This window comes from Thermostichus sp. MS-CIW-38, assembly GCF_054058415.1.
In genome coordinates this window covers 69,441-91,248 of the sequence record NZ_JBSSAH010000002.1, presented here as the reverse complement: position 1 = coordinate 91,248, position 21,808 = coordinate 69,441, and the positions used below count along the sequence as shown (strand labels likewise).

Annotated in this window: 23 protein-coding genes and 3 pseudogenes; 13 read left to right on the top strand and 13 right to left on the bottom strand. The window is 58.0% G+C overall.

Annotated features, from left to right (window positions below; all coding sequences use genetic code 11):
- Window positions 1–30 precede the first annotated feature (30 nt).
- The 5 genes and pseudogenes from ACVWXZ_RS01300 to ACVWXZ_RS01280 all read right to left on the bottom strand — a co-directional run.
- Window positions 31–291: a glutaredoxin family protein gene (locus ACVWXZ_RS01300; RefSeq protein ID WP_011432810.1), complete on the bottom strand. Its 261-nt coding sequence runs from the start codon at window positions 289–291 to the stop codon at window positions 31–33.
- 9 nt (window positions 292–300) lie between these two features.
- A complete protein-coding gene (locus ACVWXZ_RS01295; protein WP_011432809.1) occupies window positions 301–1,128 on the bottom strand; it encodes a carbon-nitrogen hydrolase family protein in 828 nt (275 codons plus the stop codon).
- Window positions 1,129–1,168: 40 nt separating this feature from the next.
- A complete protein-coding gene (locus ACVWXZ_RS01290; protein WP_414329235.1) occupies window positions 1,169–1,390 on the bottom strand; it encodes a DUF2839 domain-containing protein in 222 nt (73 codons plus the stop codon).
- A gap of 133 nt (window positions 1,391–1,523) precedes the next feature.
- Entirely contained in the window at window positions 1,524–2,285 is a 762-nt protein-coding gene (locus ACVWXZ_RS01285) for an anti-sigma factor domain-containing protein (protein ID WP_457482039.1), read from the bottom strand.
- Window positions 2,282–2,662, bottom strand: a pseudogene (locus tag ACVWXZ_RS01280) (sigma-70 family RNA polymerase sigma factor); the annotation flags it as partial. The pseudogene ACVWXZ_RS01280 and the gene ACVWXZ_RS01285, both read right to left, overlap by 4 nt.
- A 42-nt stretch (window positions 2,663–2,704) precedes the next feature.
- Between ACVWXZ_RS01280 and ACVWXZ_RS01275 the strand changes: the two are divergent.
- Window positions 2,705–2,888 (top strand): annotated as a pseudogene (locus tag ACVWXZ_RS01275) (hypothetical protein); the annotation flags it as partial.
- 41 nt (window positions 2,889–2,929) lie between these two features.
- Here the strand turns inward: ACVWXZ_RS01275 and ACVWXZ_RS01270 are convergent.
- The 5 genes and pseudogenes from ACVWXZ_RS01270 to ACVWXZ_RS01250 form a co-directional block, all read right to left on the bottom strand.
- Window positions 2,930–3,142 (bottom strand): annotated as a pseudogene (locus ACVWXZ_RS01270) (sigma factor); the annotation flags it as partial.
- Window positions 3,143–3,440: 298 nt separating this feature from the next.
- Window positions 3,441–4,154 (bottom strand): DUF4394 domain-containing protein, encoded by a 714-nt coding sequence (locus ACVWXZ_RS01265; RefSeq protein ID WP_457394078.1) that lies wholly within the window; start codon window positions 4,152–4,154, stop codon window positions 3,441–3,443.
- Between the two features lie 341 nt (window positions 4,155–4,495).
- Window positions 4,496–5,278 carry an ABC transporter permease gene (locus ACVWXZ_RS01260; RefSeq protein WP_414349888.1) on the bottom strand — a complete coding sequence of 261 codons (783 nt, stop codon included), beginning with the start codon at window positions 5,276–5,278 and terminating at the stop codon, window positions 4,496–4,498.
- A 17-nt stretch (window positions 5,279–5,295) separates the two neighbouring features.
- Window positions 5,296–6,039, bottom strand: a complete 744-nt coding sequence (locus ACVWXZ_RS01255) for a class I SAM-dependent methyltransferase (protein ID WP_011432803.1) — start codon at window positions 6,037–6,039, stop codon at window positions 5,296–5,298.
- Window positions 6,040–6,069: 30 nt separating this feature from the next.
- Window positions 6,070–6,486: an FHA domain-containing protein gene (locus tag ACVWXZ_RS01250; RefSeq protein ID WP_238376925.1), complete on the bottom strand. Its 417-nt coding sequence runs from the start codon at window positions 6,484–6,486 to the stop codon at window positions 6,070–6,072.
- Between the two features lie 502 nt (window positions 6,487–6,988).
- Here ACVWXZ_RS01250 and ACVWXZ_RS01245 point away from each other — a divergent pair.
- From ACVWXZ_RS01245 to ACVWXZ_RS01225, 5 genes are all read left to right on the top strand, one after another.
- On the top strand, window positions 6,989–7,633 hold the full coding sequence (locus ACVWXZ_RS01245; RefSeq protein ID WP_457482038.1) for a DUF3038 domain-containing protein: 645 nt from the start codon (window positions 6,989–6,991) through the stop codon (window positions 7,631–7,633).
- A 73-nt stretch (window positions 7,634–7,706) separates the two neighbouring features.
- A complete protein-coding gene (locus ACVWXZ_RS01240) occupies window positions 7,707–8,654 on the top strand; it encodes a DUF4335 domain-containing protein (protein ID WP_457482037.1) in 948 nt (315 codons plus the stop codon).
- A 398-nt stretch (window positions 8,655–9,052) separates the two neighbouring features.
- Window positions 9,053–10,108: a CobW family GTP-binding protein gene (locus ACVWXZ_RS01235; protein WP_457482036.1), complete on the top strand. Its 1,056-nt coding sequence runs from the start codon at window positions 9,053–9,055 to the stop codon at window positions 10,106–10,108.
- Between the two features lie 91 nt (window positions 10,109–10,199).
- Entirely contained in the window at window positions 10,200–10,526 is a 327-nt protein-coding gene (locus ACVWXZ_RS01230) for a hypothetical protein (protein ID WP_414329244.1), read from the top strand.
- A 2-nt stretch (window positions 10,527–10,528) separates the two neighbouring features.
- Complete coding sequence (locus tag ACVWXZ_RS01225; protein WP_011432797.1) at window positions 10,529–10,750, top strand: hypothetical protein; 222 nt, start codon at window positions 10,529–10,531, stop codon at window positions 10,748–10,750.
- A gap of 45 nt (window positions 10,751–10,795) precedes the next feature.
- Here ACVWXZ_RS01225 and guaA read toward each other — a convergent pair whose 3' ends face one another.
- A complete protein-coding gene (guaA, locus tag ACVWXZ_RS01220) occupies window positions 10,796–12,346 on the bottom strand; it encodes a glutamine-hydrolyzing GMP synthase (RefSeq protein WP_457482061.1) in 1,551 nt (516 codons plus the stop codon).
- A gap of 420 nt (window positions 12,347–12,766) precedes the next feature.
- Between guaA and ACVWXZ_RS01215 the strand changes: the two genes are divergently transcribed.
- The 3 genes from ACVWXZ_RS01215 to ACVWXZ_RS01205 all read left to right on the top strand — a co-directional run bounded on the left by ACVWXZ_RS01215 (window position 12,767) and on the right by ACVWXZ_RS01205 (window position 15,018).
- Window positions 12,767–13,756 carry a hypothetical protein gene (locus ACVWXZ_RS01215; RefSeq protein WP_457482035.1) on the top strand — a complete coding sequence of 330 codons (990 nt, stop codon included), beginning with the start codon at window positions 12,767–12,769 and terminating at the stop codon, window positions 13,754–13,756.
- Window positions 13,753–14,535, top strand: coding sequence for a 16S rRNA (guanine(527)-N(7))-methyltransferase RsmG (gene rsmG / locus ACVWXZ_RS01210; protein WP_457482034.1), 783 nt, complete (start codon window positions 13,753–13,755; stop codon window positions 14,533–14,535). Before ACVWXZ_RS01215 ends, rsmG begins: the two co-directional genes overlap by 4 nt.
- A 195-nt stretch (window positions 14,536–14,730) precedes the next feature.
- Window positions 14,731–15,018 (top strand): RNA recognition motif domain-containing protein, encoded by a 288-nt coding sequence (locus ACVWXZ_RS01205; protein ID WP_414329140.1) that lies wholly within the window; start codon window positions 14,731–14,733, stop codon window positions 15,016–15,018.
- A 68-nt stretch (window positions 15,019–15,086) separates the two neighbouring features.
- Here ACVWXZ_RS01205 and ACVWXZ_RS01200 read toward each other — a convergent pair whose 3' ends face one another.
- Complete coding sequence (locus ACVWXZ_RS01200) at window positions 15,087–15,920, bottom strand: metal ABC transporter permease (RefSeq protein ID WP_011432792.1); 834 nt, start codon at window positions 15,918–15,920, stop codon at window positions 15,087–15,089.
- A 24-nt stretch (window positions 15,921–15,944) separates the two neighbouring features.
- A complete protein-coding gene (locus ACVWXZ_RS01195; protein ID WP_457482033.1) occupies window positions 15,945–16,706 on the bottom strand; it encodes a metal ABC transporter ATP-binding protein in 762 nt (253 codons plus the stop codon).
- A 59-nt stretch (window positions 16,707–16,765) separates the two neighbouring features.
- On the opposite strand from ACVWXZ_RS01195, the gene ACVWXZ_RS01190 reads away from it, so the two are divergent.
- From ACVWXZ_RS01190 to ACVWXZ_RS01175, 4 genes are all read left to right on the top strand, one after another.
- Window positions 16,766–17,731, top strand: a complete 966-nt coding sequence (locus ACVWXZ_RS01190) for a metal ABC transporter solute-binding protein, Zn/Mn family (RefSeq protein ID WP_457482032.1) — start codon at window positions 16,766–16,768, stop codon at window positions 17,729–17,731.
- A gap of 72 nt (window positions 17,732–17,803) precedes the next feature.
- On the top strand, window positions 17,804–19,609 hold the full coding sequence (gene aspS / locus ACVWXZ_RS01185; protein WP_457403390.1) for an aspartate--tRNA ligase: 1,806 nt from the start codon (window positions 17,804–17,806) through the stop codon (window positions 19,607–19,609).
- A gap of 219 nt (window positions 19,610–19,828) precedes the next feature.
- Window positions 19,829–20,605: an enoyl-ACP reductase FabI gene (gene fabI, locus ACVWXZ_RS01180; protein WP_011432788.1), complete on the top strand. Its 777-nt coding sequence runs from the start codon at window positions 19,829–19,831 to the stop codon at window positions 20,603–20,605.
- A 32-nt stretch (window positions 20,606–20,637) separates the two neighbouring features.
- Window positions 20,638–21,786, top strand: a complete 1,149-nt coding sequence (locus ACVWXZ_RS01175; RefSeq protein WP_414341734.1) for an AI-2E family transporter — start codon at window positions 20,638–20,640, stop codon at window positions 21,784–21,786.
- Window positions 21,787–21,808 lie beyond the last annotated feature (22 nt).

Here is a 21,808-nt window from a genome sequence, read left to right as displayed (position 1 = left end):
AGAGAAAGCTCCGGCAGCAGCAGGAGAAATTCAACGGAGCTGTTTCTCAAGCCAAGCCCGCAACTGGCTCACCGTCAGCCGAGGGGAAGGACGTGGCAAAGGTCGCTCGGGATCCCCTGCCAGGGTGAGCACGGGAACTTCCAGTTGGTATTGCTCCCACCAACTCGGGTTGGAGGTGATGTCGCGGACTTCCAGATCACGAATTTCGGGGATCTGCCGCAACTTCTCCACCAAGCTCTCGCAGAGGTGGCAGCCGGGTTTGCTGTAGAGAATCAGGGGGGGCCAAGGCATAGCGGATCCCTAGCGGGTGACGGTGCAGGCCAGCCGACGGTGTTGTAGGGAAGGCATCTGCCGCCTGACCAACTGGAAACGCTCTGGGTTAATTTCAGCAATGGCCACCCCCGGTTTTTCGCCACCCGCATCCGCCAAGATAGTCCCCCAGGGGTCCACGATCATGGCATGGCCGTGACACTGTCGCCGCTCGTAGTGGGTGCCCACCTGGGCGGGGGCTATCACGTAACAGGTGTTCTCAATGGCCCGGCATTGCAGCAAAACCTGCCAGTGATCCCGACCCGTGTAGGCCGTGAAGGCGGCAGGGATGAGCAAAATCTGGGCGCCGCGATCCACCAGGGATCGGTACAGCTCTGGAAAGCGTACGTCGTAGCAGACCGACAAACCGAGGTTCCCCAGTTGCTCTTGCTCGCAGGTGACCACCTCATCTCCGCTGACCACCGTGTTCGACTCGCGGTAGGTATTGCCGTCGGGCAGATTGACATCGAACAGGTGGATTTTGCGATAGCGGGCCAGCTCTTTGCCGTCAGGGCTGTAGAGGGCAGCGGTATTGTAAACTTTGCCCTGCCCGTCCGGCACAGGATACCCTCCTCCCAAAATAAATACTTGGTAACGCTGGGCCATCTTGGCCAAAAACTCCTCCGCCCGCTCCGCAATCTCAGGAGCAAGGCGGGCTTTCTCGGCTTCCGGCCCCATGAAGGCAAAGTTTTCTGGTAGCGTCACCAGCTCGCATCCCTGGCGCACTGCAAAGTCGATCCACTCTTCCGCCTGCTGCAAGTTGCTGGCCAGATCGGGAATGCTGGTCATTTGAATGGCGGCTGCCAGATAAGAGCGCATAGACGGAAACTCCAAAGGATGCTAGAGGGGATCCGGCCGGCTAGCCGACCAGATGCCACCAGCCGAAGGCAGGCCCTACAAATCGGATCACCACCCAAATGATGGCCAGGAGAATGATGCCTGCCCAAGCGCCACGGGTTGTCCAATTGTAGATGGCGCGAGCTTGCCCTTTGGTGAGGGGAATATCCTTGAGGTTGGGAAACACCAGCTCTTGGTCGGGATCTTGGCTGATGCGGGTTTTACGGCGCTTCGCTTCGCCCATGGGGTGGCCTCCAAGTTCTTCGCTGGGGTGGCGACTTTTATCTTAAGGCCTTCTGCCTTGGTCACAAGACTGGGTTGACATCCATCTGCATCACAATCGCCTACTTGTGCCATCGGGCCACGCCAATCCATCCCTAGCCGGAAATCCACAAAGGGGATCCCTGGTGCTCTTGGGGACGATTGCCATCCTCTTCGGTAATGGCCACAGCCCGCACCCATTCTGTAGATTCAAACACCGGCGGTAGGCGCAGCTCCTGTTGGCGATTTCCTGTTTCATCCACCGGAAAAGCTGCCACGAGAACGGCCCCCGCCCTATCGGTGGTAAAGGGCGCCTCCGGTTCCAGCACCACCCACAGGGCATAGACCCGGCCTTCCGGCAAAGGCGGCAACCCTTGGGCCACCAATCGCCCTTGCAGGCGCTGGGGATCCACCTCAAGCTTGACCGAGCCGGTTAGGTTCTCCGCAGTCGGCTGCAATTCATAGGTCAACACCTCGCCAGGGATCGGGATCCCTTGCGTCTGGGCTAGCTGCAGCCTGCGCCACAGGTAGAGGTTCCCCAGCCCCAAAGCGACGATCAAGCCTGCGGCCACCGCCCCCAAGCCCCGTTGCCAGAGACGGGATCCCTTGGCAATCCAGGCGGGGGTGCGCATCGGTTGGGCTGCCTGCTCCGCATGTGCCTGCAACAGAGAAGCCCGCAGGGCGGGGGGAGGTTGCTTTTCCTCCACGCCGTAGGCTGTCTCCAACGCCCGTTGCAACGCTTGCAGTTCTCGGTGCAGCTCCGGGCGCAGCTTGAGCAAGGCTTCCAGCCGCTCGGCCTCTTCCGGGGAGAGATCCCCCAGCACATAGCCTGCCAGCCACAGTTGCAGTTCTTCGGGAGACACAGATTCGGCTTTCATGAGGGGCCTCCCAACAACTCGCGCAGCCGCAGCAGAGCCCGCCGAGCTCTGGCTTTGACCGTTCCCAAAGGCAGATCCAGTTGCTTGGCAATTTCCGTTTGGCTCATGCCTTCGTAATAGGCCATCTTTAAGACTTGCCGTTGACTTTCGGACAACTCGGCCAAGGCCGTTTGCACCTCGGCCACCCGTTCCGCTTGGGCCAACTGCTCCAAGGTGGGATCCGCAGCAGGACTACCCTGCAATTCCACTCTGCCCTGTTCCAGGGAGCGCTGTCGATTCCGCCAAGAGCGCAGCCGATCCAAACAGCGAGAGCGAGCCAAGATGCTCAGGTAGGTGCGCAGGGATCCCCGTCTGGGATCAAAGGAGCATGACTCTAGTCAATAATAAGCTCAACTATACTGAAAATAATGTATAATATGTTCAGTACGGATTACTACCAGTTGATCTTTCTGTTTACTTTCGAGTCTGCCAACATGGTAGCCAAAGCAAAGCAGAAAATTGGTAGTAAGACGACACGGAAACTGCGCTTTGGGTATTCCACTCAAAGCTTTGCGGAATACCGCCATTCTGTTTGGAAACAAACAGAATGCTATCGCTGCATAGTTGAACAGTGATGTTCAGCAGTGTTCAGCGTAAATGTATCAGGAACGAGCCAAGTTCAAAAAAATATCCTGGGTGAGATCTTCGGCTTCGGCAGTACTGCCCAGCATTTTGCAGGCAATTCCGTACACCAAGCCGGCGTGTCGGTCGTAGAGAATGGCCAGAGCTTGTGACCGGCCTGCTTTTAGGGCTGCAAACACCTCTGCATCGGTTTTTTCCTGCAGGGATTCCTCAGCTTTGTCGCCCTCGATCTTCATGAGCGGGAAGAGGAAACGGGATGGAAGAGAGAGAGAAACTGCAGAGGCACAAGCATCGCCCAGAGTAATCCAAGCAGGGCAGCGGCTCTCATAATTTATCGTCTGCATAGGCGAAGGTCAACCCTGACTTGTGGGGAAATAGAAGGCCCAATCCTGAGCTGGGATCGGGCCGGGTCAAGGATCAACAGCAGCAACGATCTCAAAACGATTCCAACAATTGGTTCCAAATCAATGAATCCAAAACATTGATTAATGTTGATTAACCTTGATTTAGATAGGCAAATGGGAATCGGCTTTCCTAGAGGGCGGCCAAGCCAAAGAACGGCCCACCCGGCAGGGTGCCCAGGGATGTGGCCCGACCGGTGTTGAGGTCAATTCGATACAAGGTGGAGCCGCCGATGGCAAAGCCGGTATCCACTCCATCAGCAGTACGGATGTCAAACCCACCCATAGGGCCGAAGTTCACCCCCAGAGGGCCAATGGGCACCTGAACCCCATCGTTGGGGGGATTCTGCAACACCAGCAGGTTCCGTTGCCCGTCGATGTTCAGCAGCCGCGTGGATTGGGCACCCGCCACATTGTTGGTGTAGGCGGCGGCGGTGATGGCCGGCTGGGATCCCTGTAGTTCCATTGGGCCAAAGGCCAAAGGTCTATCTTGGATCACTTCGCCCGTATCCACATTGATGCGGAAGTTCTGGCCATTGGCTCCCACCAAGCGCAGCCGATCCGGAACAGGGTTGAAATCCATGCCAGAAAGCGTGCCCGCGGTGAAGGGAACCGACAGAGTGCTGGCCACGGTAGCGACACCGGTCTGCAAGTTGATGGTGTAAAGGATGCTGGTGTCGGTCAGCCCGTAAAGCAGCCGGTTGGCAGGGCGCACATCGATACCAATGAGGTTGCCGTTCACTCCTGTTACCGTCAGGGATCCCTGCACAAAGGCATCGGCAGAGCGGATAAAGGTGAGGCGATTGCCGCTGCTCAAAGCCACCAAATCCGCTTGGGAAGGCATCATCGAAGACGAAGTGCTGCTGCCACAGCCCAAGAGAGCAAAACTGCCGGCTATCACAGATGCTGCTACAAAGCTTGTGTGTTTGTGCATTGAACAGGCTCCTCAAAAGATCGACAAACCATCAAAACCACTGACAGACAAGCCCCCCTAAACCACAGAGCCTGTGGCTGCAAAGCGCTGCAGTGAAAACTTTTTTGCCCTCAACCCAGAGAACTCTGCGATTCCCTCTGCCTTGTACTGAAGGCAGTTGTTCTCCGCGATGTCAGCGCGTGGGGCGCGTCTGTAGAAATTACTCAACTCCTGGAAACTCGGATGCGTGGGATCCAAGCTTTTTGGCCCAGACTTTAACTGGAAGCGCTGGTGTAAAAGCGCAGGGCAAAGCGCCAGAAGAGATGGGATCCCCACAACAGCCCTGCCGCCAGCAGAGCGGATCCCAGCAGCCACGGCCATTGGGCTCGCCCCAGCAGGGTCTCCGCCGGGATGGTGGTCAGGAAAGCCACCGGCACGACGAAGGTGAAAAACACGCGGTAGGCCACCGGATAGGCCACTATCGGAAATCGTCCTGCCTCTACTAGGCCCCGCAGCACCTCGGTGACGTTGTAGATTTTGACAAACCAAATGCTGGTGGCTCCCAACATAAACCAGAGGCTGTAGAGGATGATCAGCCCCAGCAGCAGAGGCAGCAGCCCCAGAGCATAGGCCCAAGCAGGCAAATGGAGCTGGATCCCGGCGTAGAGAATCAGCAACAGGCCAAAGCCGATATCCACCAGGCCCCAGGGGGAAAACACCCTGGCCGACAGCCAAAACTGGCTGCTTATTGGCTTTAGCAAAACAAAATCCAAGGTGCCTTCCTGCACCTGCTGCACAATGCGATTGAGGTTGACGTTAAAGAGACTGGCCGACACCCCCTGCAGAATGGTGAACACCCCCAACACGATGAGGGCTTCCGGCCAACTCCAACCGCCCAGCCGGTGCCCCTGCTGGTAAAACAACGACAGCCCAAACAGAGCGGATCCCAAGCCACCCAGACTGCTGAGGCTGGCAAAGAAAAAATTGGCACGGTACTCCATTTCTGCCGCGATTGAGGTGCTCCAAAACAGCCACAATATCCGCAAATAGCGCAGCACCTTGGTTTTCTCCAATCTCAGCTTTTATCCCACTTGCGGTAACAGCGGGCGGTAATGAAATAGGGGTGAAACACCTCCAAAAAACAGCTTTGCAGCACCTGAAAGAATTGCTCTACCTTTTGCGGGTCGTCCAGGTGAAAAGGAAACTCGCCGTTAAACCCCTTGAAAAAGTACCAGTTGATCAAAAGCTTACCTGACGGCTTGAGCCAGTCGTAAAACTGCCGCAACTGCGCTGCCGGATCCGCCAGATGTTCCACCACATCGAAGCAGATGACCGTGTCAAAAAAGATCTCTTCTGGGAAGTTTTCTGGACAGTGGATGCGCTCGGTTAAGCCCAGCTTTTCCGCCCGCCATTGCACAAACTGCCGATGGATGGGGTTGATATCCCAGAAGATCACCTGATCCACCGCTGCGCAGAGGGCCGCCCCGATAGCATGGGTGCCGATGCCGCCGCCAAAATCCAACACCAACCCGCGGGCATGATCCGCCACCAGGCGTAAGGTATCGCCGATGTAGTCGGTGCTGCTCAGGTGCCAAGCCGCCAAATCCAGCAGATAGGCGGATCTCACCTGATCCCGATAAAACGCATCTGCCCGATCCCAGCCAAAGTCTCGCCGGCCCAACTCCGCCAATTGCTGCTGCCCTGCCCGCAGTTTCTCCCGCAGATCGGCAGCCCCAAGGCCCAGGAAGGATCCCAGATGGGCTTCTAGGTCAAAGGCATTTTGCCAGTAGCCGCTCAGAGCAGGTGGGATGGGGGGCACAGGAGGATTCAGAAGACTGGTTGGGTTGGCTTAGGCAACAGTGAAATCCTCTTCCTCTGGCTGAGCCAGGTTTTCCGGGTTCGGCTCCGTGTCTTTATTAAAATCAAAGGTGGATGGGGATGTAGAGCTAGCAGCATCCAGAGGCTGCAATAACTTGGCTAGGGTTTCCGGGCTGAGTCGATCCGTTGTCTCCACAATTGCTGTTACGTTCGGCCCAAACCTTATCTTATCTAGAAGCTGAAGGCGATGGGACAAAACCCGTTTTCCGTTGACGAATAGGCCATTGGTGCTGGGCCTGGATCCCGGACTGCCATCGAATACCATGTAGCTGTACTGCAGGGATCCCTGTGCAGTTGGCCCTGAACCTGGGATGCGGATGAGGGAAGCGTGTTTCCGAGAGACGCAGGGATCGTAAAGGCGAATATGATTGTCTTTAGACCGTCCCACTGAGTAATAGATACTATCCAGAACAACCCCCCTCTGCCCCAATCGATCCCTGAAGATCAAGACCCAGTGAACAGGGACAGGCTGAGTACTGCAGCGAGCAGAAGAGGCCATGATGAATCAAGCTGCACCTAGAGTCGCTGGTGTCAACAAAAGGGAAACTCAATAAAGGTGGGTAGTCACTTAGCTCTTAAAGGCCAAAGCAGCAGCTGCTTTCCCCATTATAAGTAGCCATCCCCCTGAGTCCAAAAGCCCAAGTTCAGCTAGGAGTAGGGGTGTTGCCGAAACAGAAACCGGCCCAGAAAACCCATTCTTATTGGTCTAAGATGCATCCAGAGTTACCCCGTTTTGGGGAAGAACCCTGAGAGCTCAACTCTCGGCAGGCTGGCGAGCAGTCTAGCATGCCCAAAGTCTTTTAGACTAGAGCGCAGGGAGGTAGGTTGCAGGTTTGGCTTGGACAGGAGATCATAGAGTTTCGTCAAAACCCAAAGCTCCCATTGACAGCGTGACGGTGGAACACAAGCACATTCAGTTAGACAGTCGGCCCGTTGGCCTGAACACAGCCACCGGTACCATCAAAGCCCAGTTGGACTTGCTACTGCTGGGGCTGGAGTCCCTGAGCGGAGAAAGTTCCGAAGCGGTTCTGTCCGCAGCCAAAGCCCTCAACTTGGAAGAGCAGATTGGCGATCGGGTGACTCTCTGGCGACTGCGCAATGCTAACCCCTTGCGCCGCAGCAGCGGTGGGCGCAAAAAGGTGGATATCGAAGAGGCCCGTGCCCTGGTGATGGTGATTGCCTATCTGGCTGCTCAGCAACAAGCCCGTATCCGCAGCACCTTGGAGCAACTGGAAGCCGCTGTCGATCAAGAGCTCAGCCCCTTCCGTCAGCCGCTGGTGGGAGATTACTTGGATGAATTCCTCTCTCACTACCGCAGCCGCATGGTGGATGGGGACGTGCGCGATGAGAATAGCCTCACCGAGCTGGCCCTGCGCATCTTGATTGAGCTGATGTTCTACAGTAGCCCGAAAGGCGCTCAGCGCCTGTGGAAAGCCTTGCTCAGCCGTCCTGAGATGGATTTGCCTGCCGGCAGCGATCTGGAAGAAGAGGGGGTAGCCCACAGCTCCGGCCCCGATACCTCACCCTCTTCTTGAGGCAGGTTCGTCAATTATCACCTCTGTTATCGCCTCTGTAGCCCTCTACCCGTGTTGTTTGCCCGCAGTTGCCATGCCCAGCCTCACCCTGATTAGCCACACCTATCAACAGCCCACTTCTACGCTGACTGTATGGGGAGAAGCCCCTGCCGATTCCAATTCTTCAGACTCCTCTGCAACGCCGCCGCTGCAAGCCATCCAGCGCAGCTTCGAGTGTCAGTTGGAAATCCGCCAGGGGGAGACAGTCAAAACTTTACACGGCGATAACGTTTGGCTCAACGATTTGATCACCGTAATCGACCGCTACGTGGGATCCCACTTGAGTGGGGAACCCAAGGGAACCTTCAGCGGTACCGTGGCCATCCGTCCGCTTGATTTTATTTTTCATCGTCTCACGGTGCGCCAAGGGGAAGATCGCATCGCGCAGGTGGATTTGTCGATGACGCAGTTGTACGACCTGCTGGAGAACCTCTCCCAGGTGGCGGATGACATTCCCCAACTGGCCAATCTGGGAACTCCGGTGACGCGGGCTTGGTATCGACAGCCCACCGGAATCGCGGCCCTGCTGGTGGGAGGGATCGCAGTTGTGGCCGGTGTTGGGATCTGGGCCAGCCGCACCCCCAGGGATCCCGCAGTTTCCCCTTCCCCGCAAGAGCGGCTCACCACCCCTGCCTTGACGGGTCAATCGCAGCCTTTGGCCACATCCCTCCAAGAATCTGACCCAACAGCGGGAAGAGAGGCAGCAGGGGCGGATCCCCTTTCCCGTCTGCGAGACATTTTGGCAGAGCAGTGGCAGTCTCCCCCCGATTGGCCAGAGAGCTTGGTCTACCGGGTAACGGTGGATAGGACGGGATCCCTGCTGGCTGCCGAGCCGGAGAATGAGCTTGCCCGAGAGCGCCGAGCCGAAACCCCCTTTGCCAACCTGCCCGATCTGACACCGGATCCCTTGCCAACAGGCGCACAACAGTTCCGCGTCAGCCTAGAGCCGGGCAACCAGGTGGAAGTAACCCAGGACAGGTAGGCATCTTGACAGGCCAAGCTGGGGTGGGTCAGCACTATAGTCTACCTAGGGATGTTATCGATAGTCACTTCAGGTTAGGGTGAGACCCGTGGGCCACTGAGAACAGCTCCCTGGCCCCCTGCGTTCAACGTTTTAGGTGTTGGGTGCATTGTCCCAGTTTGAATCGAAATAACCCTACTTTCAGGGCCGGGGGATTAGAGGAAGCGATCTGACCCTGGAGGATTAAGCCGGAAAGAGAGAGACCATCCAGTTCAGACAGCCAAGGCTGCCGCCAATGCCGAGGCGCAAAGGCTCTACTGATCGCATCTGAAGGGTTTAATCGGCTTCAGACAGCTAGGGCAATGAGGACAAGAGGATAAAGTGGAAGAGTTCCCTCTATATCGGATCGCTGCCACTCTATGACCGTAACCATCGAAGTGCCCAAGCGAGGCTTACCTGTCACCATCATCACGGGCTTTTTGGGCAGTGGGAAAACCACCCTTCTCAACCACATCCTCAACAACCAAAAAGGGATGCGCACAGCGGTGCTGGTCAACGAATTCGGCGAGATCAGCATTGATGCGCAATTGATTGTCTCCAGCGAAGAAGATTTGGTCGAGCTGAACAACGGCTGCATCTGCTGCACCATCCGGGACGACATCGCCGAGAGCGTGTTGCGGTTGATGGAACGCTCCGACAAAATCGACTACTTGGTGGTGGAGACCACGGGATTGGCGGATCCTTTGCCGGTTGCCCTCACCTTTTTAGGGCCAGAATTGCGAGACCTGACGCGGCTAGACTCGATTGTCACGCTGGTAGACGCCACCAATTTTGCCCCCGATCTGTTTAACAGCGACGTGGCCTATAGCCAAATTGCCTATGGGGATGTGATTCTCCTTAACAAAACTGACTTGGTTGAGGAAGCCGAAATCGAGCGTCTGGAAAAACGCATCCGCGAGATCAAAGAGGATGCCCGTATTTTGCGCACCGTCAACAGCGCAGTCCCCCTGGAGCTGATCTTGGATACAGACCTGTTTCAGGCCAGTTCCTTGCCCCGAGAAGAGGCCCATGACCATCCCAGTCACGACCACCATGACCACGATCACGATCATGACCACTGCGAACACCCTGACCACCACCACTCCCATCACAGCCACATTGAGGCTGACGGCTTTAACTCCCTGGCCTTTGAGAGCGATCAGCCCTTCTCTTTGGATGCTTTCCAAAATTTTCTCAACGAGTTGCCCGATGCAGTCTTTCGCGCCAAGGGGGTGTTGTGGTTCGAGGAAAGCCCAGAACGACACATCTTTCACCTCAGTGGGCGGCGCTATACCCTCAGCAGCGATGAATGGCCGGGTCAGCCCAAGAACCAGTTGGTGCTCATCGGTCAACATCTCGATACAGCCCAGTTGCGGGAAAAGCTCCAGGCCTGTCTTGTCCGTCCGGATACACAGGGTCGAGGGTTGGGTCGCTGAACCATGGATTGACAGCGGTCCAGGCTAAAGAAAGTTGGGCTATATTCCAGCAGCCTTGGCCCTAAAGCCCAGAGGTGAGGGCTTACCTTCCATGTCCGACATCTTTGTGATGATCCGCAATCAGGCCAACAACGCGCTCACCTCCATCGATGGAATCCCTTTTCTCAGTTTCCTGGAGCGAGAGGGGCAGTTGATTGCGGAAGAAACCATTGAGTTGATCTATGCGGACGCTGGATTTGATGACCTGCCAATTGGAGAATACACTGTGGGGGTACGGCATGAACGGGTGGAACCCCCGAAAGCCACCTGCCCGGTAAGCATTACCTCTGAGGACGAGGTTGTTTTGGTAACATTTGTTTACCTTGAGCCCGAGCGGGTTCTGCTGACTATTCACGTCTCTGTGGAGAAGAGGTTGTAGCCATGACTGTCAAGGTCATCCCATCGCGCTCGATCAAAGCCTTTCGCTATCGGGTGTTTTGTTTGGGACAGGATCTCTGGAATGCCCGGGATCCGATTAGCCGTGCCAACCTTGCTCTGCAACTGGCGGATGCCGCTACGACTTTGGCCCGAATGGAAGTCCAAGCCGCTCAGCCCTTCAGCTCAAGCCCTTCCTATTCCCTGCCGGAAGCTGGCCATAGGTAGCCATCGATCCAGCCGGGAATCGAGGCCAGACGCAAGGGATCCCGCCTACTCCCACTCGATGGTGCCAGGGGGCTTGGAGGTGATGTCGTAAACCACGCGGTTGATGCCGGGCACCTCGTTGACGATGCGGTTGGAAATGGTGGCCAAGAGGTCGTAGGGAACTCGCGCCCAATCGGCGGTCATACCGTCTTCACTGGTAACCAGCCGCACCACCACCGGGCAGGCATAGGTGCGCTTATCCCCCATCACCCCCACCGACCGCACCTCTGGCAGCAGCACGGCAAAGGCTTGCCAAAGTTTGGGATAGTAGCCGGAGCGGTTGATCTCCTGCCGCACGATCATGTCCGCTTCTCGCAGGGTTTCCAGCCGTTCTTTGGTAACCTCGCCTACAATGCGGATGGCCAGCCCCGGCCCCGGAAAAGGATGGCGGCCCACAATCTCTTCCGGCAGACCCAAAGAGCGGGCCAGTTGCCGCACCTCGTCTTTGAAGAGCTTGCGCAAAGGCTCTACCAGCTTAAAGCGCAGATTTTCGGGCAGGCCGCCGACATTGTGATGGCTTTTGATCTTGACGGCAATGCGTTCTCCAGTAACCGGATCCACATGGGTATTGGCAGACTCGATCACGTCTGGGTAGAGAGTGCCTTGGGCTAAGTACTCAAAAGGACCCAGCCGCTGGGATTCTTCCTCAAACACGCGAATAAACTCTGCCCCAATTCGTTTGCGTTTTTCTTCGGGATCGGTAACCCCCTGCAACTGCCGGAGAAACCGCTCCTGGCCATCCACGTAGTGGACGGGAATGTGAAATTGCTCTTGGAAAAGGCGCAGCAGCCGCTGGGGCTCTTCCTTGCGCATAAACCCTTGGTCGATGAACACGCAGGTGAGCTGGTCGCCGATGGCCTTGTGCAGCAGAAAAGCCAAAGTAGAGCTGTCTACCCCCCCCGAGAGGGCCAACAGCACCTTCTTATTGCCCACACGGGCACGTACCTCTCGAATGGCTTCCTCCAGAAAAGCTGCCGTTGTCCAGGTGGGCTCGCAACCGCAGATGTGATAGACAAAGTTGCGGATGAGAAAGGCGCCAGCCTCTGAGTGGGCCACCTCCGGATGAAATTGCACCCCGTAGAGACGACGCCTTGGATCGGCAATGGCGGCATAGGGGGTGTTGTCGGTAGAGGCCAAGGTGTGAAAGCCCGGCGGCAGTTCGGTAACCGAATCCCCGTGGCTCATCCACATGATGCTGTTTTCCGGCAGGTTGGTGAGCAGGTCGGTGGGATCCAAAATGTGCAGAGCGGCACGGCCATATTCCCCCTTCTGGGCTGCTTCCACCTTGCCCCCCAACTGCTGCACCATGAGTTGCATGCCGTAGCACACCCCCAGAACCGGGATCCCTAGGTTCCAAATCTCGGGGTCACACACCGGAGCGGCTGGCTCATACACCGAGTTGGGGCCCCCGGAGAGGATAATGCCCTGCGGTTGCAGTTGCCGCAGTTGCTCAGCAGAGGTGCGATAGGAAAGGATTTCCGAATAGACGTGGGTTTCGCGAATGCGGCGGGCAATGAGCTCAGAGTACTGGGATCCAAAATCGAGAATGACGATCATCTGGCGCTGCACTTCGAGGGGGGAAAGGCCGGAACTGGGAGGAGATGCAGAAGGGATCACAAAACCTGGCACAGTGCACAATAAAAAAGCCGGTCCAAGAGACTAGCTTGGCTATGGATACGATGGATACGAAAGAAACATTAAGGGCTCTTCCATGGTAACAGGGGTGGAGAGCTTGCACGCGGCTGCCTGCTCTAAAAAGCCTCTGTCAGGCTTGCCGAGAAAACAGCGCTTCTCGGAGGAGTCTCGCCGAAAAACCGCCTGATGAGCCCCTGAAAAAGCTGGCCACCGGCTGGGCATGACTCCCGCCAACAACGCAATACAGAAGCCAGATGACCTAGCAAAGTTAAGACTTATGATCGTGAAGGAGCGCTCCAGGCCGGTGGGGGTATTGGTAGGGATCCGCAGTGCCATTTTTTTATGTCGATTGTTGCCGAGTCCTTTCAAACCTATCTGCGCCGCCGCCGTCGTCTTCTAGCCCGCCGTCTCAAGCGACAGCAGGGCTGGGTCGTGGTTTTGGCTCTGCTGGCTTTGTACTTGCTCAGTTGGGATGCGCTGGGCGAAGATGGGTCACTATCGCACCTGTGGAGGGGACAACCCCTGTGGCTGGTGTTGATCCCGCTGTTGGGGGGAGGGCTGTACAGCTTGGGCGCCGGGGTGATCTGGATGCTGCGCCAGCGCTGGTCTGCCCAGCTGTTGGCCGAGATGATCAGCTTGCCCCATTTGACTTTGGCTGCCCTGATCTGGCTGGGGTTAGCCGTTTGGGGAGAGCACCTTTCGCCTTTCCTGTTGCGACAAAAAAACCAATTGTTGGCGGGCCTGTTGATCAGTTGGCTGTTGGCCCAGGGGTGGAGTTTTTTCCAGACAGGTTGGGTAGTAGAGGCTGGGCAACTGTGGGCCGACTATCTGCAGGAGCTGCGCGGTTCTGTATTACAGCCCTGCTACCAGCGCCTGGAAGCCTGTCGTCGCTCGCTTCATCTTTACCACGCCATTTGGCAAGACCTGCAACTGGAAGAACTGGAGGCCCAGCACCTGATTCAACTGTTGTCTGAGTCGTTGCTGCCGCTGACCCTGCCGCTCAAGGTCTATGCTCAGCGGGTTCACCATTGCTGTCAGCAGTTGGCAGCCCTGCTGGCGCAAATGCAGGAGCGGGTAGAGCGGTTGGAGCAGGTGCTTTTGAATGTAGAGCTGGAGTTGGCCTCTCATCAGTTGCTTCAGGCTCAGCCGCAGCCGATTAACTTGCTGGCGGAAGATTGGGCCAACTGTCAGGAGCTGGATTTGCAGGAGTTGGTTTGCTTAAACCAAGAGCTGCTGGGCACCGACCGTTCTTTGCAGGGCTTGACCCAAGAGCTGAAAGGCTGGGCCGACAGAGCCATCCCCGCTGGATTGAAACTGGGATCCCTGGGATGAAGAAGGCTGACGCTTCTTCCTCTGAGCCCCCACAGCTCAAGACGCTGTGGGAAAGCTGGCTGGCGGAGCTGGGTTGGCAGCCTTCTGAACAGCAGCAGCAGCAACTGCAACAGCTCTATCCGCTGGTGATGGCCGGAAACCGAACCCAGAACCTGACCCGCATCACCGATCCCATCGACTTTTGGGAGAAACACCTGTGGGATTCGCTGCGGGGCCTACGCCTGCTGGGATCCTGGGAGGCAATCCAAGCTCAACCCTGGCGGGGGATCGACATCGGCACCGGGGCAGGGTTTCCAGGGATCCCGGCCCAAATTGCCCTGCCCCAAACCCGCTTTACCCTGCTGGACAGCACCCAACGCAAGATTGCCTTTGTGCAGGACATCTTGCAAAGGCTCTCTCTCACCCAAGCGCGGGCGGTGGCTCAACGGGCCGAAATTTGGGGGCAAGACCCGCAGGAACGGGGCAGCTATGATATTGCTCTGGCCAGGGCCCTGGCCTCGGCGGAGACCTGCGCCGAGTATTGCCTGCCACTGCTCAAGGTGGGGGGGCGTGCCATTCTCTATCGTGGCCATTGGACGGAGGCAGAAGCCCAAACGCTGGAGCGGGCCCTCAAGATCCTGGGCGGAAAACTGATCCATGTAGAAGCCTTCACCACACCCCGCAGCCGTGGGGTGCGCCACTGCCTACTGCTGGAGAAAGTAGCCCCCACGCCGCCTCCTTATCCCCGCTCTCCCGGCGCTCCCAAACGCCAACCGTTGGGCCAAAGCAATCGCCCATGAAGGTTAGGATCCTGAGTTTCCATCTTGCTACAAAAGTTCTCCCAATTCTCGGACAAAAAGCTGGAAGGATGGCTTTGCAAATGCCATTGGGAAGACTAAGATGTGGTTGGCATGAGGTTCGGATTGAGCGAATGGTTTAACCAGGTGAGCCTCCGAACTGAACGCTAAAGGGTAAGGTTCGGAGTTTGCTACACCATGACCATTTTTGTAGGTAATTTGTCCTTCAAGGCCAGCGAAGAGGACCTGCGACTTGTGTTCGCCGAATACGGCACCGTTAAGCAAATTAAGCTGCCAGTGGATCGGGAGACTGGCCGTAAACGGGGCTTTGCCTTTGTGGAGCTGGAAAACGAAGCTGATGAGCAAAAAGCCATCGACGAGCTGGATGGCGCTACTTGGATGGGCCGGGATTTGAGGGTCAACAAGGCGTTGCCTCGGCAGGCCGGTGCAGGCGGCAGTCGGGATGGCCGCTCTTCCCGCTTTTGAGTTAACATGCATCTACCCTTTCTCAGATGAGGTTTGAGCCAGGGATCCCAACCCGCGATCCCTGGTTTCTAGCGCGTTCCTGAGAACACTCTGCCCAGAAAGGCCAGGCTAAACCAGGCGGAGGCCACCAGGACGATGGCTGGGCCGGAGGCGACGTTGAGGTAGTAGCTGGCGTACATCCCCAGCAGGCTGGCGCTCACCCCAAATAGGGATCCCAACAGCATCACCTGGTGCAATCGAGGCACCACCAGATAGGCGGTTGCCGCTGGCGTGATCAGCATGGCCAACACTAAGAGCACGCCCACTGCCTTCATGCTGGCCACCAACGTCAGGGAAGTGAGCACCATCAGCCCCCACCCCAGCCGCTCGGTGGGCAGGCCGGCTGCTTTGGCCCCCAAGGGATCGAAGCTGTAAAAGGTCAATTCCTTGAAGAAGAGGGCCACTAACCCCAACACCAAAAGGGTGATGCCCACCACTGTCAGCACATCGACAGCATTCACCCCCAGGAGGTTGCCGAAGAGGAAGTGGTTGAGATCGATGCGAGCCCGCCGTTGGATCAAAGTGATCAACAGGATCCCCAAGGCAAAAAAGGCCGAAAAGACGATCCCCATGGCTGCATCCGGCTTGAGGGGGCTGGCGGAGCGGATCCATTGAATTAAGAGGGCGCTGAGGAGACCGGCCACAAAGGCTCCCACAAACAGGTTGAGGCCCAGCATGTAGGCAATGGCCAGGCCCGGCAGCAGCGAATGGCTGATGGCATCCCCCAGGAGGGCCAAGCTTTGCACCAGCAGATAGCTGCCCACCACGGCACAGAGAATGCCGACGGCCACCGCCACCAGCAGAGCCCGTTGCATGAAGGCAAAACTCAAGGGATCCGCCAGGCTGTGCCAGAGCCATTCCATAACGTTGTTGACCTCAAACTCTCCCTAGGCAGCTGAGTCCAGCAGCAGGGCTCGGCCATAGGCCCGCTGCAACACCGCTGGCTGCAACACCTCCCGCGGGGATCCCTGGGCGATCAACACCCGGTTCAGCAGGAGCACTTCGTCGAAGCGGGCCAAAGCCTGACCCAAATCATGGTGAACCACCATCACGATGTGGCCGGCATCTGCCAGCTCCCGCATCACCTGGAACAAAATAGCTTCGCTGGGCTGGTCGATCCCGGCAAAGGGTTCGTCAAGGGCGTAGATCTCCGCTTCTTGCGCCAAGGCCCGCGCCAGGAACACCCGCTGCTGTTGTCCCCCCGACAGCTTTCCAATGGGGCGATCCCGGTAGGCCCCCATCCCCACCCGCTCCAGGGCTTGAGCAGCCCGCTGCTGCCCCTTTTTCCCGATGCGGCGAAACCAGCCAGCAGCTCTCACCTGCCCCATCAACACCACATCCCACACCGTGGCGGGAAACGACCAGTCGATGGCCGAGCGCTGGGGTACATAGGCCACTTGCTCTCCCCACAGCGCTTGCCCACCGTAGCGCACTTCCCCCCGTTCCAGCGGCACCAACCCCAGCAGCGCTCTGAGAAACGTACTTTTGCCGGCTCCGTTGGGCCCGAGGATGCCCGTGATGCGCCCCGGCGCGATTTCAGCTTGGATCCCTTGCAGCACCTGCAGGCTGCCGTAACGCACCGTCAGATCCCGCACCACCAGGGATCCCCTGGCCGGACCAAGAGGGAGAGGAGGAAGTTGCTTTTTCATTTTGTTTTCATTTTCGGTAAGTCCAGTGTACCCTAAAGGGACATCTAAACCATGAAACGATGATCAAAAGTCTTGTCTTCCTTTGGGGGCGGCGCCGTTGGGTAGCGGCCTTCGGCTTGGCAATAGGACTCTGTCTCGCTGACGGGAACGGCAGTTTTCTGGCCTTGGCCGGTTCGGGATGGGCGCGTCCCCGCGTTGTGGCTACCACTACGTTGATCGCCGATTGGGTAGAGCAGGTGGGCCAAGATCGCATCCAGCTCACCAGCCTGCTGCAGCCGGGAATGGATCCCCATGTCTACGAGCCAACGCCGGCGGATGGGGTGGCCCTAGAGCAGGCAGACTTGGTGTTCTGGAATGGCTACAACCTGGAGCCGGGGTTGATGCGTCTCATCGAAGCCACGGCCCAAGGAGCGCGGCGGGTTGCCTTGGCCGAGATCCTCGATCCCATCGTCACTAATGAGGAGGATGGGATCCCCACTCCCGACCCCCACGTGTGGGGCAATGTGGAAAACGTCATCCTCATGGTGGAGCGCATTGCCCAAGAGCTGGCGGAACAGGTGCCTGGCGAGGCGACCTTCTTCCAAACCAATGCTGCTGCCTATCGAGCAGAGCTGGAGGAGCTTCATGCCTGGATTGGGGAGCAAATTCAGACCATCCCCCCTCCCAACCGGGTTTTGGTGACCACTCACGATGCCTTTGCCTACTACACCCAAGCCTACGGCCTGAAAATGGGGGGATCCCTGCTGGGGATCAGCACCGAAGAACAGCCCAGCGCCCAGACAGTGGCCCGGTTGGTGGCCGAGATCCGCGCTCTACAGGTGCCGGCTGTCTTTGCCGAGACCACCCTCAACCCGGCCCTGATCCAAACGGTGGCCGCTGAAGCGGGAGTCAAGGTAGCGGAACAGGAGCTGTACTCCGATTCTTTGGGGGAAGCAGGCAGCGGTGCTGAAACCTACATCGCCATGATGCGCCTCAACACCTGCACGATTGTGGTAGCCCTGGGCGGATCCCCTGAATGCTCTTGAGAAGCTGAGTCGAGGCAGGAGGTCTGAGTTTTGTATGATAGGGGCTCAGACCCTTGTTCTCTCACCTCTTCCATGCCTGCTGCCATCCATCGCCCGGCCCGCACCCTCTACTGTGGCGAAGTCCGCCCGGCCCACATTGGCCAGACCGTCACCCTCTACGGCTGGATCGACCGCCGCCGCGACCACGGGGGGGTGATCTTTCTGGATTTGCGGGATCGCTCTGGCATTGTGCAACTGGTGGCGGATCCGCAGAAAACTCCGCAGTCATATCCACTGGCGGGGGAAGTGCGCAACGAATATGTGGTGCGGGTAACGGGAACTGTCCAGCAACGGCCCCCCGACTCCTTCAACCCTCGCCTGGCCACCGGCGAGGTCGAGATCTACGCCGAACAGTTGGAAGTGCTCAGTCCAGTCGGCAAGCAGCTCCCCTTCAGCGTCTCGGGAGAAGAAGCAGAGGAAGTGCGAGAAGAGATCCGCCTGCGCTATCGCTACCTGGATTTGCGGCGGGAGCGCATGTCCCGTAACCTGCAACTGCGCCACCGGGTCATCCAGGCCATCCGCCGTTTCCTAGAGGATGAAGAGGGCTTCATTGAGGTGGAGACCCCCATCCTCACCCGCTCCACCCCAGAAGGGGCCAGAGACTACCTGGTGCCCAGCCGCGTCAACCCCGGCGAGTGGTTTGCCCTGCCGCAGTCGCCCCAGCTCTTTAAGCAGCTGCTGATGGTGGCTGGCGTGGATCGCTACTACCAGATCGCCCGCTGCTTTCGGGATGAGGATCTGCGGGCGGATCGGCAGCCGGAGTTCACCCAGTTGGACATGGAGATGAGCTTCATGGATCAAGAAGGGATCCTGGAGCTCAACGAGCGACTGATCTGCCATATCTTCAAAACTGTCAAAGGGATCCACCTGCCCCGTCCCTTCCCGCGCCTGACCTATGCCGAGGCCATGGCCCGCTACGGCTCCGACAAGCCTGACACCCGCTTTGGGATGGAGTTGGTGGATGTTTCGGAGGTGTTTCAGGGATCCCGATTCAAAGTCTTCGCCAAAGTGCTGGCTGAGGGCGGTTTGATCAAAATCCTGCCAGTGCCCGGCGGCGATGAAAAGATCTCCAACACCCGCATCAAACCAGGCGGGGATCTGTTCAAGCTGGTCACCCAGTATGGGGCGGGCGGCTTGGCCTTTATCCGGGTGCGGCCCGACAGCCTCGATACCATCGGCGCCCTGAAAGAGAGCTTGAGCCCCGAGCAGGAGAAGCGGTTGCTGGATCTCACCCAGGCCAAGCCAGGGGATCTGTTGCTGTTTGGGGCAGGGCCGGCGGCAGTGGTGAACGAGTCTTTGGGCCGGCTGCGGCTGCACCTGGGCCAGGAGCTGGGTTTGATCCCAGAGAACGCCTTGAATCTCCTCTGGATCACCGACTTTCCCATGTTTGAGTTCAACGCCGAAGAAAATCGCCTGGAAGCCCTGCACCACCCCTTTACCGCCCCCCACCCCGACGACTTGGCCGACCTGAAAACGGCGCGGGCCCAGGCTTATGACCTGGTGTGGAACGGCGTGGAAGTAGGAGGGGGATCCCTGCGGATTTACCAGCGGGAAATTCAGGAGCAGGTTTTTCAAGCGATTGGCCTCACCCCCGAACAGGCGCGGGACAAGTTTGGCTTTTTGTTGGAAGCCTTTGAGTATGGCACCCCGCCCCACGGCGGCATTGCCTACGGCCTGGATCGGCTGGTGATGTTGCTGGCCGGGGAAGATTCCATCCGGGATGTCATCGCCTTTCCCAAAACCCAGCAGGCGCGATGTTTGCTCACCGGCGCTCCTTCCAGCGTTGAGGCGAAGCAGCTCAAGGAACTGCACGTTGCTTCCACCTATCAGCCCGGTTGAGGGAGGTATCTTCCAACGACCACGGGTGCTCGATGATTTCGGCACGGGTAACAGGGCTGCGGAGATCCAGCAGACAATATTCCTTTTCAACCAAAAGGACTTTCATTGTGGAAGCCGGGCCTTTTTAACGGGAGTTCAGGAGTGCCTGGGATCCCTTCTCCCAGCCCCAGCTCCCACCTGTGGGAGGATAGAAAGGAATACACCCCTACTTTTTTTGCCATGCTACAGCTGACGGGAAAGAAAGCCTTGGTAACCGGCATTGCCAACGAGCGCTCCATTGCCTGGGGCATTGCTCAGCAACTGCACAAAGCGGGGGCCAGCCTAGGGGTTACCTATCTGCCGGACGAGCGGGATCGCTTCAAAACCAAAGTTCAGCAACTCACGGATCCCTTGCAGCCAGATTTTCTCCTCCCCTGCGACGTGCAAAGCGATCAGCAGATCAGCGATCTGTTTCAGGGGGTAACCGAAAAATGGGGTCAGGTCGATATTCTGGTTCACTGCCTGGCCTATGTCAAAAAAGAGGAGCTGAGCGGCAACTTCAGCGATATCTCGCGGGAGGGGTTTGCCCTGGCCATGGATGTGAGCACCTACTCCCTGATTGCCCTCTGCCGGGCTGCCAAGCCCCTACTGAGATCCGGCAGCAGTGTCCTCACCTTGACCTACTTGGGAGGAGTGCGAGTGGTGCCCAACTACAACATGGCTGCCGTCACCAAAGCGGGCCTGGAAACCTGTGTCCGCTACCTGGCTGCCGAGCTGGGCCCTGCCGGGATCCGGGTGAACGCCATTTCTGCCGGCCCAATCCGCACCTTGGCCTCATCGGCCATTTCCGATTTTCATGCCATGCTGCATGCTGTGGAGGAGAAAGCTCCCCTACGGCGCAATGTCACTCAAATAGAGGTGGGCAATGTGGCGGCTTTTCTGGCCAGCGACCTGGCCAGCGGCATTACCGGCCAGGTGATCTACGTGGATAGTGGGTATAGCATCCTGGGTTTTTAAGCGCTTTGGGATCCCTTGGGGATGGCTCCGGCATGAATCGCTTCTCACCCTTGCAGCGGTTGCTGCTCACCTGGATCTTGATCGTCATCAGCGGCTGGCTGGCCATACAGGTGGGTCGGCTGTTTGGGCATTTGCTCACCACCATCCTGACAGCGGCGGTGCTGGCCTTTTTGCTCAACTACCCGGTGCAGGTGCTGCGGCGCTATCGGGTCAGTCGAGGTTTGGCGGTCACCCTGGTCTTTGCTCTCTCGGTGGTGCTGCTGGTCTTGGTGGGGATCGCCGTGGTGCCGGTCTTGGCCAAGCAAGTGGTGCAGCTGGGGGCGCGGATCCCAGAGTGGGTGGACACCTTACAAAATTGGCTCGACCAGATTAGCCTTTGGGCCGCCGAGCGCAACATCAACCTTGGCCAGACGGAGCTGGTCAATACCCTTCTCAACCGCCTGCAGGCCAGCGCCGAGAAAATTGCCGGCCAATCCCTGGATCTCCTTCTGGGTACGTTCAACCAGGTGATCGACTTGGTGCTGGTGCTGGTGTTGGCCCTCTACATGCTGCTCTACGGGGGCCAGTTCTGGCAGGGGTTGCTCAGCCTCTTCCCCAAACCTTGGGGGCCGCGCATTGGCGAAGCCCTAGCCCTCAGCTTTCAGAACTTCCTCATCAGCCAGTTGGTGTTGGGGTTCATCATGGCCTTGATGCTGGTGCCGGTTTTTGGGTTTTTGCGGGTACCTTTCGGGCTCCTGTTTGGCCTGCTGATCGGCCTGCTGGAGGTCATCCCCCTGGTGGGGGGGGTGATTGGCATTGGGGCGGCGGCGGTGTTGCTGGCCTTTCAGGACATTTGGCTCAGCCTTAAAGTGGTGCTGGTTTCCCTGATCGTGCAGCAGGTGAAGGATCGGGTCATCGCCCCCCGCCTGATGGGAGAGCTGATCGGGCTAAATCCAGTGTGGATCTTGATTGCCCTGTTGGTGGGGGCGCAACTGGGGGGCATCCTGGGCGTGATCGTCGCCATTCCCCTCAGCAGTGTGGTGAAAAGCCTTTACGAGATCGCCCGCTCTGCCGACCTGGCCGCCGAAGATGGGTTGGGTTCCGGTGTAAAAGGATCCCCGCAAGGGCTCCGTCCGAGTAGCGCCAACGGCGAACCCCGCCGGGATCCTACCCTGCCCAAGCCGGAGACCCAGCAGATCTAGCTGCTCCAAAAGGGAAGAGGCT